General features: G+C 71.8%; 15 protein-coding genes. 10 read left to right on the plus strand and 5 right to left on the minus strand.

Annotation, left to right across the window (positions count from 1 at the left end; translation table 11 throughout):
- Window positions 1-3: 3 nt before the first annotated feature.
- From ACWENQ_RS00680 to ACWENQ_RS00690, 3 genes are read left to right on the plus strand one after another with little or no spacing between them, the layout of a single operon-like run.
- Entirely contained in the window at window positions 4-1,014 is a 1,011-nt protein-coding gene (locus tag ACWENQ_RS00680; protein WP_452412474.1) for an NAD(P)H-dependent glycerol-3-phosphate dehydrogenase, read from the plus strand.
- The gene (locus ACWENQ_RS00685; RefSeq protein WP_449929288.1) at window positions 1,011-1,952 is read left to right on the plus strand and encodes a trans-sulfuration enzyme family protein; all 942 of its coding nucleotides are present in this window, start codon (window positions 1,011-1,013) and stop codon (window positions 1,950-1,952) included. The genes ACWENQ_RS00680 and ACWENQ_RS00685 overlap by 4 nt, the downstream gene beginning before the upstream one ends.
- A gap of 11 nt (window positions 1,953-1,963) precedes the next feature.
- Window positions 1,964-3,058, plus strand: a complete 1,095-nt coding sequence (locus ACWENQ_RS00690; RefSeq protein WP_449929290.1) for a D-alanine--D-alanine ligase family protein — start codon at window positions 1,964-1,966, stop codon at window positions 3,056-3,058.
- 88 nt (window positions 3,059-3,146) lie between these two features.
- Here ACWENQ_RS00690 and ACWENQ_RS00695 read toward each other — a convergent pair whose 3' ends face one another.
- Window positions 3,147-3,569, minus strand: a complete 423-nt coding sequence (locus ACWENQ_RS00695; RefSeq protein ID WP_452412476.1) for a DUF3515 family protein — start codon at window positions 3,567-3,569, stop codon at window positions 3,147-3,149.
- The gene (locus tag ACWENQ_RS00700; protein ID WP_449929292.1) at window positions 3,566-3,799 is read right to left on the minus strand and encodes an Lrp/AsnC family transcriptional regulator; all 234 of its coding nucleotides are present in this window, start codon (window positions 3,797-3,799) and stop codon (window positions 3,566-3,568) included. The genes ACWENQ_RS00695 and ACWENQ_RS00700 overlap by 4 nt, the downstream gene beginning before the upstream one ends.
- Window positions 3,800-3,921: 122 nt before the next feature.
- Between ACWENQ_RS00700 and ACWENQ_RS00705 the strand changes: the two genes are divergently transcribed.
- The 3 genes from ACWENQ_RS00705 to thiD all read left to right on the plus strand — a co-directional run bounded on the left by ACWENQ_RS00705 (window position 3,922) and on the right by thiD (window position 7,540).
- Entirely contained in the window at window positions 3,922-4,890 is a 969-nt protein-coding gene (locus tag ACWENQ_RS00705) for a thiamine-phosphate kinase (RefSeq protein ID WP_452412976.1), read from the plus strand.
- A 230-nt stretch (window positions 4,891-5,120) separates the two neighbouring features.
- Window positions 5,121-6,734 carry a cellulose binding domain-containing protein gene (locus ACWENQ_RS00710; protein WP_452412478.1) on the plus strand — a complete coding sequence of 538 codons (1,614 nt, stop codon included), beginning with the start codon at window positions 5,121-5,123 and terminating at the stop codon, window positions 6,732-6,734.
- A 17-nt stretch (window positions 6,735-6,751) separates the two neighbouring features.
- Window positions 6,752-7,540 (plus strand): bifunctional hydroxymethylpyrimidine kinase/phosphomethylpyrimidine kinase, encoded by a 789-nt coding sequence (gene thiD / locus ACWENQ_RS00715; protein WP_449929296.1) that lies wholly within the window; start codon window positions 6,752-6,754, stop codon window positions 7,538-7,540.
- A 3-nt stretch (window positions 7,541-7,543) separates the two neighbouring features.
- Here thiD and ACWENQ_RS00720 read toward each other — a convergent pair whose 3' ends face one another.
- The 3 genes from ACWENQ_RS00720 to rpmB all read right to left on the minus strand — a co-directional run bounded on the left by ACWENQ_RS00720 (window position 7,544) and on the right by rpmB (window position 8,619).
- Window positions 7,544-7,975, minus strand: a complete 432-nt coding sequence (locus ACWENQ_RS00720) for a hypothetical protein (RefSeq protein ID WP_449929298.1) — start codon at window positions 7,973-7,975, stop codon at window positions 7,544-7,546.
- Window positions 7,975-8,277 carry a hypothetical protein gene (locus ACWENQ_RS00725; protein ID WP_354909563.1) on the minus strand — a complete coding sequence of 101 codons (303 nt, stop codon included), beginning with the start codon at window positions 8,275-8,277 and terminating at the stop codon, window positions 7,975-7,977. The genes ACWENQ_RS00720 and ACWENQ_RS00725 overlap by 1 nt, the downstream gene beginning before the upstream one ends.
- A gap of 156 nt (window positions 8,278-8,433) precedes the next feature.
- On the minus strand, window positions 8,434-8,619 hold the full coding sequence (gene rpmB, locus ACWENQ_RS00730; RefSeq protein WP_354909561.1) for a 50S ribosomal protein L28: 186 nt from the start codon (window positions 8,617-8,619) through the stop codon (window positions 8,434-8,436).
- 193 nt (window positions 8,620-8,812) lie between these two features.
- On the opposite strand from rpmB, the gene ACWENQ_RS00735 reads away from it, so the two are divergent.
- The 4 genes from ACWENQ_RS00735 to coaD all read left to right on the plus strand — a co-directional run bounded on the left by ACWENQ_RS00735 (window position 8,813) and on the right by coaD (window position 13,990).
- Entirely contained in the window at window positions 8,813-10,369 is a 1,557-nt protein-coding gene (locus ACWENQ_RS00735; protein ID WP_452412479.1) for a DAK2 domain-containing protein, read from the plus strand.
- Between the two features lie 36 nt (window positions 10,370-10,405).
- Window positions 10,406-12,580, plus strand: coding sequence for an ATP-dependent DNA helicase RecG (recG, locus tag ACWENQ_RS00740; protein ID WP_449929302.1), 2,175 nt, complete (start codon window positions 10,406-10,408; stop codon window positions 12,578-12,580).
- Window positions 12,581-12,935: 355 nt separating this feature from the next.
- Window positions 12,936-13,499 (plus strand): 16S rRNA (guanine(966)-N(2))-methyltransferase RsmD, encoded by a 564-nt coding sequence (gene rsmD, locus ACWENQ_RS00745; RefSeq protein WP_354909553.1) that lies wholly within the window; start codon window positions 12,936-12,938, stop codon window positions 13,497-13,499.
- Between the two features lie 14 nt (window positions 13,500-13,513).
- Entirely contained in the window at window positions 13,514-13,990 is a 477-nt protein-coding gene (coaD, locus tag ACWENQ_RS00750; protein WP_354909550.1) for a pantetheine-phosphate adenylyltransferase, read from the plus strand.
- The last annotated feature ends 27 nt before the right edge of the window (window positions 13,991-14,017 follow it).

Here is a 14,017-nt window from a genome sequence, read left to right on the forward strand (position 1 = left end):
CAGATGACCAAGGCCGCCGTTTTCGGAACCGGCTCGTGGGGCACCACGTTCGCCATGATCCTGGCGCGCGCCGGCGTGCGGACCACGCTGTGGGGCCGCCGCCCCGAGATCGTCGAGGCGATCGACCGCCGCCACGAGAACCCCGACTACCTGCCGGGCGTCCTGCTGCCCGAGACGCTGCGCGCGACGACCGACCCGGCCAAGGCGCTGGACGGCGCCGACTTCGTGGTGCTCGGCGTCCCCTCGCAGACGCTCAGGGAGAACCTCACCCTCTGGAAGTCCCACCTGCCGGACGACGCGGTGCTGGTCAGCCTGATGAAGGGCATCGAGCTCGGCACCACCAAGCGGATGAGCGAGGTCATCTGCGAGGTGGCCGAGGTGCCGCAGGAGCGGGTCGCGGTCGTTTCCGGCCCCAACCTGGTCGGTGAGATCGTCAGGGGCCAGCCGGCGGCCACCGTCGTCGCCTGCCCCGACGAGCGCACCCTCGAACGCCTGCAGGAGGCCTGCCACGTGCCGCCGTGGTTCCGGCCGTACACCAACCCCGACGTCGTGGGCGTGGAGCTGGGCGGCGCGGTCAAGAACGTGATCGCGCTGGCGGTGGGCGTCGCCGTCGGCATGGGCATGGGCGACAACGTGGCCGCCATGCTGATGACCCGCGGGCTGGCCGAGATCTCCCGGCTGGGCGCGGCGCTCGGCGCCGACCCGCACACGTTCGCGGGCCTGGCCGGTATGGGCGACCTGGTCGCCACCTGCACCTCGCCGCTGTCGCGCAACCGCACGTTCGGCGAGAACCTCGGCAAGGGCATGACGCTGGCCGAGGTCGTCGCGGTCACCAAGCAGACGGCCGAGGGCGTCAAGTCCTGCGAGTCGGTGCTCGAGCTGGCCAGGAAGCACGACGTGGAGATGCCGATCACCGAGGTGGTGGTGGGCGTGGTCCACGACGGCATGACCCCCGAGGAAGCCGGGGTGCTGCTGATGTCGCGCACCCCCAAGCCGGAGAGATACGGCGTGTGAGAGAGAACACCCGGTGCGTCCGTGCGCCCGCCGGGGGCGGGTACGCCACGGCCGTGGCCGCCCTCGAGGGCGTGGCCGCGCCAGAGAACGTGGCAGGCAAGACGTTCGCCTCGGGCGATGCCGCCCTGGCCGCCGTCCTGCTGACGTTCCTGCGCGGCGGCTCGCACGTGATCGCTCCCGCGCCGGGGGCCGGCGTGCTCGCCAACGTGCTCGGCAGGTTCGGCGTCAGCGCCGACTTCGTCGACACGGGTGACCTGGCGGCCGTACGGCAGGCCGTCCGCGGCAACACGAAGATCATATACGTCGAGACGCTCTCCGACACCGCCGTGGCCGACCTGCGCGGGCTGTACCGCCTGGCCAGGGAGGCCGGCGCGATGCTCGTGGTCGACTCCACGCTGGCCACGCCGATCGTCTGCCGCCCGCTCGAACACGGCGCCGACCTGGTCATCCACTCGACCGGCACGCTCCTCGGCGACCGCGAGGGCGGCGTCGTCGTCGGCCGCCACGACCTGATGCGCAGGCTCACCGACGACCTCGGCGCGCCCCTCTCGCCCGCCGACGAGGCCGCGCTGCTCGGCGCGCTGGAGACGCTGACGCTGCGGGTCAGGCGCAGGTGCGCGACCGCCATGGAGTTCGTCGCGGCCGTGGCCAAGCATCCCGGCGTGGCCGCCGTCGACTACCCGGGCCTGCCCCACCATCCGGGGCACCACCTGGCCCGCCGGCTGTTCGACTCGGGACCCGAGGGCACGCGGTTCGGTCCGCGGGTGAGCGTCACGCCGCGCGGCGACGCCGACGACCTCGTCACGTCGCTGCGGCTGATCGGCTGCAGCACCTCCGCCGTCAGGCAGGGCGCCGCCGTACGCTTCACGATCGGGCTCGAGGACGTCGAAGATCTCGTGGCGGACGTGACACGAGCCCTTGACTCCCAAGCAGGGTAGATTCGGGCGACATGAGCAAGCCACGCGTCGCGGTCGTTTTCGGTGGTCGCAACTCCGAGCACGCCGTCTCCCTCATGGGGGCGGGCAGCGTACTCGAAGTGATCGACAGGTCCAAGTACGAGGTGATCCCCATCGGGATCGCCCAGGACGGCCGGTGGGTGCTCGCCGCGAGTGACCAGCGGTTCGCCATCGAGGACGGCGAGCTGCCCGTGGTCGACACCTCGGGCGCCGAGCTGGCCCTGCCGTCGGGCGAGGGTGCGCTGGTGACCTACGAGCAGGGCAGCATCCCGGTCGAGCTCGGCACCGTCGACGTCGTCTTCCCCGTCATGCACGGCCCCTTCGCCGAGGACGGCACGATCCAGGGCCTGCTGGAGATGGCGGGCGTGCGCTACGTCGGCTCCGGCGTGCTGGCCAGCGCCGTCGGCATGGACAAGGCGTACATGAAGGCCATCCTCGCCGCCGCCGGGCTGCCCGTCGGCCGCCACGTGGTGGTGCGCGAGCGCGACTGGCGCCTCGACAGGGAGCGCGTGGTCAAGGAGGTGGAGGAGCTCGGCTGGCCGGTGTTCGTCAAGCCCGCCCGCGCGGGCTCCAGCCAGGGCATCTCCAAGGCCCACGACCGGGCGTCGCTGGAGGCGGCCGTCGAGCACGCCCGGGCGCACGACCCGAAGGTGCTGGTAGAGGCGGCGATCGTCGGGCGCGAGATCGAGTGCGCGGTGCTGGAGTCGCTCGGCGACGAGCCGCCGGCCGCCTCCGTGCCCGGCGAGGTGCTCGTGCAGGGCGGCCAGGAGTTCTTCGACTTCGAGGCCAAGTACTACCCGGACCAGATGTCGCTCGACGTGCCCGCGGACATCCCGGCCGGCAAGGCCGAGGAACTGCGGGCGATGGCGGTACGAGCCTTCGAGGCGCTCGGCTGCGAGGGGCTGTCCAGGGTCGACTTCTTCTACACCCCTGACGGGCGGCTGATCCTCAACGAGATCAACACCATGCCCGGGTTCACGTCGCTGTCGGTGGCGCCGCAGCTGTGGGCGGCCACCGGGCTCGACTACGGGCAGCTGGTGGAGCGGCTCATCCAGCTCGCGCTCAACCGCCGCGCCGGGCTGCGCTGAGCCGTTCCGCGCCCCTGACCGGCGCTCGGGGGCTGTTCCCCGGGGCCGGCGTCCGGGGGCGCGTCTCCTGCCCCGGCCGGCCCCCCGGTCAGCCGGTGGCCTTCTTGACGGGCTCGGCCAGGTCGATCAGCACGCTGGACGCCTCGTGCGTCTTCGCGATCGTCACCTCGACGTAGGCGGTGTCGGTCACCGCCGTGAACAGCGTCGGCGTCGTGGGGTCGGCGAACCAGCCCACCCCGTCGAGTTCGAGGAGCTGGTCGGTGGCGGCCATCCGGGCAGGCCGCGGTACGCCGCAGCGCAGCGCGATCTCGGCCGAGCCCCAGACGGCGACGTACGGCGACTCGGGCGTGGACGCCACCCGCCCCGCCCCGTCGACCTGCTGGGGCAGCAGGCTGGAGAGTTTCGTGCACGCCGCCACCGCCTCCCCCTGGGGGGCGGGTGGTTCGACCTGGACGGCGCCGCCGCACCCGGCGAGCAGGACCAGCGCCAGGACGGCGACGCCTCGCTTCATATGTGGACGATAGGGCACGTCAGCGTACGCGTTATCCCCTCGACCGCCTGGATCTGGGCGACGACCAGCTTGCCGAGCTCGTCCACGTTGCGGGCCTCGGCGCGCACGATCACGTCGTAGGGACCTGTCACGTCCTCGGCCTGGGTGACCCCGATGATGCCGGAGATCTCGCGAGCCACTGCGGCGGCCTTGCCGACCTCGGTCTGGATCAGGATGTACGCCTGCACCATTACGTCCTCCCGGGCGATTGGATCAGCGCCGAAGGGCCACCGTACCCTGTGTGCCACCTCATGAGAAACGTGGGTTCTGTCCATGCCGTACGGTGGCTGGCGTTTTGGTGGGCATGTCTCTTATGAGTAGGAGGTGCGTCATCACAGTCGGAGATCTCGGCGAGTTCGGAGTTGTAGCACGCATTGCTCGGCGCTTGCCACAGGGTGAGAGCGTGCTGCTCGGTCCTGGTGACGACGCCGCGGTGGTGAAATCGCCCGATGGGCGGGTCGTAGTGACAACGGACTTGTTGATCGAGGGTAGGCACTTTCGCCGTGATTGGTCCAGCGCGTATGACGTAGGCAGGAAGGCCGCAGCACAGAATCTTTCCGATATTGCCGCAATGGGGGCTGTTCCCACCTCGCTCGTGGTGGGGCTCGGCATGCCGGGTGACGTTCCCGTGGAGTGGGTCGACGGGCTGGCCGACGGGTTCAGGGACGAGTGCGCGCTGGTCGGCGCCAGCGTGGTCGGCGGTGACATCGCCCGCTCCGAGCGCGTGGTGATCGGTGTGACCGCGCTGGGCGACCTCGCGGGGCAGGCGCCCGTCACCCGTGCGGGAGCGCGCCCCGGCCAGGTGGTCGCCTACGCGGGGCGGCTGGGCTACGCGGCCGCGGGGCTCGCCGTGCTGGACGCCGGGATCGTTCCGGAGGCCGGGCCGCTGCTGGAGGCGGTCGAGGCGCACCGGCGGCCGCGACCGCCGTACGAGCGAGGTCCTGAGGCGGCTCGGCTGGGCGCCACGGCGATGCTGGACGTCAGCGACGGGCTGCTGCAGGACCTCGGACACGTGGCCGAGGCGAGCGGTGTGGGCATCACCCTCGATCCCGCCGCCTTTCCCGTCGGCGAGCCGGTCTCAGCCGCCGCGAAGGAGCTCGGGACCGATCCACTCGACTGGGTGCTCACGGGTGGCGAAGATCACTCTCTGGCCGCGGTCTTCCCTGCGGAAGTGCGGCTTCCGCCCCGCTGGACCGTCGTCGGCCACGTGACCGAGGGGGCGAAGGTGCAGGTCACCGGACGCGCGGTGGGACCCGGCGGCTGGGATCACTTCAGAGCGTGAAAGAGCCGTTCCGAGAAGATACCCTCGGGAAAGTTGTGACAAACGCGTATTAAAGATGTTATTAAGATGGGCGGCCCATGTATCCGGCAGGAAGGGCAAACATGGCCCGCCACGGCACCGGCGAACCAGAGAACGCGTGGAACCAAGGGGGACGCGACTCGGAAGACCCCCGTAAGGCGGACTTTCGCTCCTCCGACGACCCCATCACCACGGGGGCCTTCATGGCGCCCGTGGCCGATCAGGCAGGGTGGCCCGCACCGCCCGACCAGATCGACCAGCAGTTCCAGGCCGGTCCCTCGACGGGGGAGTGGGCTGTGCCGCCGCAGCAGCCCGACATGCTGGGCCGTCCCGCGACCGAGCCCATGTCGGCCCGTGACGCCTTCGGCGACCCCGTCTCCGCCTTCGGCGGCGGCCCCTCGGGCGCCGGCTCTTCCTTCTTCGGCGACCCCGGCCCCGGCTCCGGCGACCGCGGACCTCGCCCGGACTCCTTCTTCGGCGACCCCGGCCCTGGTCCCGACTCCGGCTTCGGCGACCGGGCGTACGGCGGTTCGGCGTTCGGTGACGCGGGCCGGGCCGCGCCCGGCTTCGGGGAGCAGGCTCCCGGCGGCCGTGGCCCCGCTGACCCCGCATTCGGCGGGCAGGGCGACGACGCTTTCGGCGGACCCGGGCACGGGGAGACCGCCGTGTTCGGCGACCGCGTCTTCGGCGACCCCGCGTTCGGCGACCCGGTCCCCGGCGGGGCACCGTACGGCGGGCAGGGCCTCGACGACGCCGGAGGTCCCGCCACGGGCCCCCATCCCGTCACCAGTTCGCCGACCGACAGGCTCGTGGCCACCGGCCCGCCGCGGCAGCCCGTGGCCGCGTGGGAGGACGCCGCCGAGCCCAACGAGACGGCCTTCCTCTCCGGCGGCGAGTGGAGCGAGAACGCGGACTGGGAGGACGAGCGGGAGGACCGGTCGTCCCGCGGGCGGCGCGGCAGGCGCCGCCCCGCCGCCGAGGCGCGCGAGTCGGGGCAGGGCGGCAGGGGCAAGGTCGCGCTCCTGTCGGTGGCCGCCGTCGCCATCGTGCTCGGCGGCACCGTCGTGGGCGTGCGGATGGTGAGCTCCTCCGGCGAGGCGTCCAAGGCGGGCGCGGGGACGACGAGCCAGTCGGCCTCGCCCGTCTCCGAGACCTCCGAGGCCACCGAGCCCGACCCGAGCGCGGAGGAGAGCGACCCCGCCGCTGAGGAGACCGCCGAGGAGCCCACGGAGGAGCCGACGGACCAGCCGTCGGAGACCAAGGCCGCGGTCCGGCCGCGCCCGTCGGCCTCGACCGCTCCCGAGCGCGGGCCCCGCCGTACCACCACGCCGCGGCCGTCCGACCGGCCCACCAGGTCCGCCGTGCCCGAGGACCCCGAGCCCTCCGAGGAGCCCACGCCCACGGCCGAGCCGTCCGACATGCGGGAGGCGAACAACACCGGCCAGCCCGGTGTCCCCGATCCCGTGACCAGCTCCACCTCGGGCACCGGGTCCGGCTCCCAGTCCAGCTCCACCAGCAGCGGCGGCGCGGCCGTCAACGTCAGGTTCGACGTCGTACGGCAGCGCCTGGCCGGTTACACCGCCGAGGTGCAGGTGGTGAACGACTCGACCAGGTCGCTGAACGACTGGACCCTCAGCATCCCCGTGGACGGCCTGGTCTCCGCGGTCCGGGGGGCGCAGTGGGTGCAGGACGGCGGCCTGCTGGTCCTCCAGCCGCGCACCACGCTGGCCGCCGGTGAGTCCGTCGAGGTCACGTTCACCGCGACCGGCAGCGGCGACGCCCCGGTCTCCTGCGGTCTGGTCGGCGGGGAGTGCACGGTCGGCTGAGTGGTTGGATGGATGCCATGACCCCTCCTCGCGTACTCACCGTCGCCGGATCCGACTCCGGTGGCGGCGCCGGCATCCAGGCGGACCTCAAGACCATGCTGGCGCTCGGCGTCCATGGCATGAGCGTCATCGCCGCCGTGACCGCGCAGAACTCACTGGGTGTGCAGGGGTACTGGGAGCTGCCGCCCGAAGCGGTGCGCGCCCAGCTCGACTCGGTGCTCAGCGACATCGGCGCGCAGGCGATCAAGACCGGCATGCTGGCGTCGCCGGTCCTCGTCGAGACGGTCTCCGAGGCGCTGGCCGCGGCGGGGGCGCCCGTCGTCGTGGACCCCGTCGGGGTCTCCAAGCACGGCGACCCGCTGCTCGTCCCTGAGGCGATCGACACGATCAAGACGCGGCTGCTGCCGATCGCGACCGTGGTCACCCCGAACCTGTGGGAGGTCGAGCAGCTCACCTCGGTCAAGGTGGAGGACGAGGACGGCCTGCGCCGCGCCGCCGACTCCATCCTCGCGCTCGGTCCCGCGTGGGCCCTCATCAAGGGCGGCCACCTGCCCGGCGAGCCGGTCGACCTGCTGACCGACGGCACCGAGGAGTACCGCTTCAGCGCGCGGCGCCTGGACAACAGGCACACCCACGGCACGGGCTGCACGCTGGCCTCGGCCGTCGCCTCCCGGCTGGCGCTCGGCGACGACGTGCCGACCGCGGTCGGCAAGGCCAAGGAGTACGTCACGGGCGCGATCGCCCGCGGCTTCCCCCTGGGCGACGGCATCGGTCCGGTCGACCACGCGTGGATGTGGCGCCAGTAGCGGTCAGATGTCGGTGATGGCGTGGGCCAGCTCGGGGTCGACGCGCACCAGACCGCCCCGATCGGCGGTGACGACCGTGCAGTCGACCCGTTTGCTCACCCGGCTCCTGCCGCACAGGGCGACGTTGACGTCGACGATGTCGTCGTGGCCGCACTCACCGATCTTCTTGCCGATCTCCTTCGCGCGCTGAGGGGTGAGCTCGTCGAGCATCACGCGTGTGGCGGCGGGCGCGTCGGCGAGCTTCACCAGTGCCGCCAGCCTGGAGTGCCGCAGGCCGGTACGGCGCACCTCGGCCAGCGCCATGCGCGGGATCGTGACGACGATCTGGCCTTCGAGGACCTGGCTGAACAGCTCGATCATCCGCTGGTCGCCTCGTTCGAGCTGGATCAGCGCGCCGGAGTCGAGAACGAAGCGCTCCGCCGGCTCCGGTGTCATCACGACTCCTGCCCGTCGGTCGGCAACCTGCCTTCGCGCGCGGCCCTGGCCCGTTCGAGGGCCTCCCGCGTCCAGGCCTTCGCCTCGGGCCCCGGCTCGCCGAACTCCTCCTTCAGGTCGGCGACCAGCATGGCCAGCTGGGCCAGCTGCCGCCGGGAGGCGAGCGTCTCGATGATGAGACCGGAGACCGAGTCGGCGTGACCCTGCTCGACCATGTCCTGCATCCAGGCGTAGAGGTCGCCGGGGAGGGTGACGCCTATCTTCTTGATCATATTGTGGCGGGGGGTTAGCGTGATCGTCACGCGCTGACCATAGAGACCACACGGAGCGTGACGCAAACCGCTCTTCGAGCAGATGTTCGTCCGGGTGTAAGAAACCTCTACCCGCGGTCTAGCTCCCTCTACAGACGCCGAAAGCCCGGCGCTCAAGAGCGCCGGGCTTTCCGGAAGTCGTGAAGGTTAGCGGGCGACCTTGCCCGCCTTGATGCACGAGGTGCACACGTTCAGCTTCTTCGGCGTGCCGCCAACGACCGCGCGCACCGTCTGGATGTTGGGGTTCCAACGACGACGGGTGCGACGGTGGGAGTGGGACACGTTGTTACCGAAGGTCGGGCCCTTACGGCAGACATCGCAGACCGAAGCCACGGTATCGCTCCTTTTCAGTCGATAAGCCCAGTCCGCTTGGATCTTTCGGGCGGAGGGCATGCCGGGACAACCGGCCAGCCAGACGAGGATATCCGATCCAGGCCCATGACCGCGAACTCACGCGGCAACACGCGGATGTCGGGGATATTCTCCGCAATAAACGCTAGCGCATCGCGGCCGCGAGGGAGCACACATGGAGGTTCTCGACCCGCCCGCGGTGCGCCGCTGGGTACGGCTGGCCGCCGACGCGCTGGGAACCGCGCGGGCCGACATCGACGCGCTCAACGTCTTCCCGGTCGCCGACGGCGACACCGGCACCAACCTGCACCTCACCATGATCTCGGCGGCCGAGGCGGTCGAGGCGCTGCCGGAGGACGTCGGGGCCGCCGTGGTGTGGCAGACCCTCGCGTACGGCGCGCTGGTCGGGGCCAGGGGCAACTCGGGCGTCATCGTCAGCCAGGCGCTCAGGGGCATGGCCGAGGTGCTGAAGGACCGCGAGGGCACCGCCGCCGACCTGCGCGGGGCGCTGGCCAGGGCGGCGGAGCTGGCCAGGGGCGCGGTGGCCAGACCGGTCGAGGGCACCGTGCTGAGCGTGCTGGAGGCGGTCGCCGCGGACCCGGGAGACGGCGACCTCGACGCGACCGCGCGGCGGGCGGCGGCACAGGCGCGGACGGCGCTGCGCCGTACGCCTGACCAGCTCGACGTGCTGGCCCGCAGCGGAGTGGTCGACGCGGGCGGCGCCGGCGTGGCGATCATCATGGAGGCGCTCGCCGAGGTCGTCACCGACTCCTACACCCAGCGCTACGAGGTGCCCGCGCCGACACGGCGCGTGACCCCGATGACCGAGTCGGGCGCAGGCTACGAGGTGATGTACCTGCTCGACGCCGACGACGAGGCGGTCGGCAAGCTGCGCGCCGAGCTCGACGCGCTCGGCGACTCCCTGGTGGTGGTCGGCGGCGACGGGCTGTGGAACGTCCACGTGCACGTCGACGAGGCCGGCCAGGCGATCGAGGCGGCGCTGCGGGTGGGCAGGCCGCACCGCATCAGGGTGACCTACCTGGCCGCGCCCGGCCGTACGCACCGGGCCGCGGGCGGCAGGGGAGTGGTGGCGGTGGCCGCGGGCGCGGGCATCGCGGCCCTGTTCGAGGAGTGCGGCGCCGTCGTCGTACGGCGGGAGCCGGGCTCCAGCCCGTCGCTGCCGGTGATGCTGGCGGCGATCCGCGAATCGGGCAGCGAGGTCGCGGTGCTGCCGAACGACGAGGGCGTGCGGGCGGTCGCCGTCGCGGCGGCGGAGATCGCGCGCGAGGACGGCGTGGTGGTGAGCGTGCTGCCGACCAAGGCGACCGTGCAGGGCCTGGCGGCGCTGGCCGTCCACGATCCGCTGCGCCGCTTCGACGACGACGTGGTGGCCATGACGGACGCGGCCGGCCACACCCGCTACGGCCACCTGACCGTCGCCGACCGGCGGGTGCTCACCAGCGCCGGCCTGTGCAGGCCCGGCGACGTGCTGGGCATGATCGACGGCGACGTGGCCCTCATCGGCGACACGCTGGCCGAGGTCGCCGAGCGGATCGTCGACAGGATGGTGGCCGGCGGCGGCGAGCTGGTCACGCTCGTCACCGGAGCCGACGCGCCCGAACGGCTCGCCGAAGCGGTGACCGGCTTCCTGGCGCGGACCAGACCCGACGTGGAGGTCGCCGTCCACGAGGGCGAGCAGGGCGGCTACCCGTTGCTCATCGGTGTCGAGTGAATATCCTGTCGGTCTCAGGCGGTAGAACTGGTTGACGTGAGTCGATTCGACGAGCCGCTGTCCAAGGCGCTCGATCCCAAGACCGCCAAGCTCCTGGAGAGCGTCCTGGAGCTGGAGACCGTCGGCGACCTGCTGCGCCACTACCCCCGCCGCTATGCCGAGCGGGGCGAGCTCACCTCGCTCGACGCGCTCGAGGTCGACGAGCACGTCACCGTGGTCGGCGAGGTCACCAGGCTGATGCGCAAGCCCATGCGCAACAGGGGCGGCACGTGGCTCGAGGTCGAGGTCGTCGACGGCACCGGCAAGAAGATCTACCTGTCGTTCTTCGGCAAGGGCTCCCACGTGGCCGAGTCGCGGCTGCGGACCGGCCGGCGCGGCATGTTCGCCGGCAAGGTCGGTCTGTTCGGCGCGCGCGGCACCCCGCGCTGGCAGCTCAGCCACCCCGAGTTCGAGCTGTTCGAGGACGAGGCCGAGGCGAGCGCGGAGGAGTTCGCGGCGGCGCCGGTGCCGATCTACCCGGCGGGCAAGGACGTCACCCCGTGGGCGATCCGCAGGGCGGTGGGAGTCGTCCTCGACACCCTCGGCCCGCTCGACGACCCGCTGCCGCTGGAGCTGCGCCGCCGCCACAAGCTGCCGGACCTGGCCGACGCGCTGGAGGCGGTCCACCGGCCGAAGGACTTCGGCGACGTGGTGCGGGCGCAGAAGCGGCTGAAGTTCGACGAGGCGTTCGTCCTGCAGTCCGTCCTGCTGCAGCGCAGGCGGGCGGCGGTCGCCTGGCCGGCCAAGGCGCGCCCGCGGGTGGCGGGCGGCCTGCTCGACTCCTTCGACGAGCGCCTGCCGTTCTCGCTGACCGAGGGGCAGGCGGCGGTCGGCGAGGAGATCGCCGCCGACCTCGCCCAGGCGCACCCGATGCACCGGCTGCTGCAGGGCGAGGTGGGCGCGGGCAAGACGGTGGTGGCGCTGCGTTCGATGCTGCAGGTCGTCGACGGGGGCGGCCAGGCGGTGCTGCTCGCGCCCACCGAGGTGCTGGCTCAGCAGCACCACCGCTCCATCACCGCGATGCTGGGCGACCTGGCCACGGGCGGCATGTTCGGCGGCACCACGGTGGCGCTGCTCACCGGCTCCATGGGCGCGGCCGCTCGCCGCGTCGCCCTCCTCGACGCCGCGTCGGGTACGGCGGGCATCGTCGTCGGCACCCACGCGCTGCTGCAGGAACACGTGCAGTTCGCCGACCTCGGCCTGGTCGTGGTCGACGAGCAGCACAGGTTCGGCGTCGAGCAGCGTGACGCGCTGCGCGAGAAGGTCTCCGGCGGGCGGCCCCACGTGCTGGTCATGACCGCCACGCCGATCCCGCGCACGGTCGCGATGACCGTCTTCGGCGACCTGGAGGTCTCGACGCTCTCGCAGCTCCCGTCGGGCCGCGCGCCGATCACCTCCCACGTCGTCCCCGCCGCCGAGAAACCCCACTACCTGGAGCGCACCTGGGAGCGGGTGCGGGAGGAGGTCGGCCTGGGCCGCCAGGCCTACATCGTGTGCCCGCGCATCGGCGACCTGGAGGGCGACGAGGGCGACCTGGCCGCCTCCGACGACGACAAGCGACCGCCGCTCGCCGTGCTCGAGGTGGCCGAGATGCTCGCCTCAGGGCCGCTCCACGGGCTGCGGGTGGAGGTGCTGCACGGCAAGCTCCCGCCCGAGGAGAAGGACGCGATCATGCGGGCCTTCTCCCGTGGCGAGGTCGACGTGCTGGTGGCGACGACGGTGATCGAGGTGGGCGTCGACGTCCCCAACTCCTCCGTCATGATCATCATGGACGCCGACCGGTTCGGCGTCTCCCAGCTCCACCAGCTCAGAGGGCGGGTCGGCCGGGGCGGGCTGCCGGGGCTGTGCCTGCTGGTGACGGAGTTCGCGACGGGCACGCCGGCCCGCGAGCGCCTCGACGCGGTGGCCGCCACGCTCGACGGGTTCGAGCTGTCGCGTGTCGACCTGGAGCAGCGGCGCGAGGGCGACGTGCTGGGGGCAGCGCAGTCGGGCAAGCGCTCGTCGCTGAAGATGCTGCAGCTGCTGCGTGACGAGGAGGTGATCGTCGCCGCCCGTCAGGAGGCGGCGGCCCTGCTGGAGGCCGACCCCTCGCTGTCGGCGCACCGGGGGCTCCGGGCGGAGATCGACCGTCTCCTGGGCGACGAGAAGGCCGACTTCCTGGAGAAGACCTGATCGGCGGCCCGGGGCGCGCCGGTGAGCTGGAGTGGCGTGAAGCACGGATGGTCACCCGTGACGGCGGTGGCCGAAACTCGGCTTCGCCGGACAAGATGACCCTGAAAGCGCCCAGCGCCGGGGACGGCCTCCCCCCGAATGCCGTCCCCGGCTGGGCCCACCCTCGGGTCAGGTGCCGAGGGAACCGGCGTGCGGAAGGGCTCACGATCACGCCGGTCGACCTTCATGTGGGTCACCTCGAAGGTCGCAGTCATCATCATGCTGGCCGTCACGGGGTGTGGCTACGACCCTTGCGCAGTCGAGGCAGACACTTGTCCACTCTTGACCTGCACGGACATGCGGAAGAATGGGCGGCATGACGCGGATCATCGCGGGAAGCGCGGGTGGCAGGCGGTTGGCCGTGCCGCAGGGCAGGACGACGCGGCCTACCAGTGACAGGGCGAGAGAAGGGATTTTCTCGACCCTCGACGCGCTGCACGGGCTGGAGGGCGCGCGGGTGATCGACCTGTACGCCGGTTCGGGGGCGGTCGGGCTCGAGGCGCTGTCGAGGGGCGCGGCCCACGCGCTGCTGGTCGAGGCCGATCCGAGGGCGGTCAGGACGATCAAGGCGAACGTCAGGGACCTGGGTTTTGAGGCGGCGAGCGTGGTGGCCGACAAGGTGGAGCGGCTGCTGGCCAGGCCGGGCGAGCCGTACGACATCGTCTTCGCCGATCCGCCCTACGCCGTCACCGGCGAGGAGGTGACGAGGGTCCTGGAGTCGCTGCGCGACAACGGGTGGCTCGCGCCGGGCGCGCTGGTCGCGGTGGAACGCGAGAGCAGGGGAAAAGACCTGGTGTGGCCCCCGGGCTACGAGGAGGAGAGGGTCCGTCGATACGGCGAAGCGGCCGTTTGGTACGGTCGCGCCGCCGGGAACCCGTAAACGTGGGAGGCGATGTGCGCCGCGTAGTGTGCCCGGGGTCGTTCGACCCCATCACCAACGGACACCTCGACATCATCAGCCGGGCCGCCCGGCTGTACGACGAGGTGACGGTCGCCGTTCTGATCAACATCGAGAAGAAGAGCCTGTTCACCGTGGAGGAGCGCATCGACATCCTCCAGACGGTGACCAAGGAGTATCCCAACGTCAGGGTCGAGAAGTTCCACGGCCTGCTCGTCGACTTCTGCCGGCAGAACGACATCCCCGCCATCGTCAAGGGCATCCGCGTGGTCAGCGACTTCGACTACGAACTGCAGATGGCGCAGCTCAACTACCGGCTGTCCGGCGTGGAGACGCTCTTCATGCCGACGAACCCGGAATACTCGTTCCTGTCGTCGTCGCGGGTGAAGGAGATCGCCCGCTACGGCGGCGATGTCTCGGGGCTCGTCCCGGATCTCGTGCACAAGCTCTTGATCGAACGGCTCAGGGGCTGACCGGCGCCTGGTATCGTTTCTATCTGG

The sequence above is a fragment of the Nonomuraea sp. NPDC004354 genome (genome assembly GCF_053602555.1).

Coding starts and splice junctions, on each gene's coding strand:
- ACWENQ_RS00680 (WP_452412474.1), top strand. CDS start 4: ATGACCAAGGCCGCCGTTTTCGGAACCGGCTCGTGGGGCACCACGTTC.
- ACWENQ_RS00690 (WP_449929290.1), top strand. CDS start 1,964: ATGAGCAAGCCACGCGTCGCGGTCGTTTTCGGTGGTCGCAACTCCGAG.
- ACWENQ_RS00695 (WP_452412476.1), bottom strand. CDS start 3,569: ATGAAGCGAGGCGTCGCCGTCCTGGCGCTGGTCCTGCTCGCCGGGTGC.
- ACWENQ_RS00700 (WP_449929292.1), bottom strand. CDS start 3,799: ATGGTGCAGGCGTACATCCTGATCCAGACCGAGGTCGGCAAGGCCGCC.
- ACWENQ_RS00705 (WP_452412976.1), top strand. CDS start 3,922: ATGAGTAGGAGGTGCGTCATCACAGTCGGAGATCTCGGCGAGTTCGGA.
- thiD (WP_449929296.1), top strand. CDS start 6,752: ATGACCCCTCCTCGCGTACTCACCGTCGCCGGATCCGACTCCGGTGGC.
- ACWENQ_RS00720 (WP_449929298.1), bottom strand. CDS start 7,975: ATGACACCGGAGCCGGCGGAGCGCTTCGTTCTCGACTCCGGCGCGCTG.
- ACWENQ_RS00735 (WP_452412479.1), top strand. CDS start 8,813: ATGGAGGTTCTCGACCCGCCCGCGGTGCGCCGCTGGGTACGGCTGGCC.
- rsmD (WP_354909553.1), top strand. CDS start 12,936: ATGACGCGGATCATCGCGGGAAGCGCGGGTGGCAGGCGGTTGGCCGTG.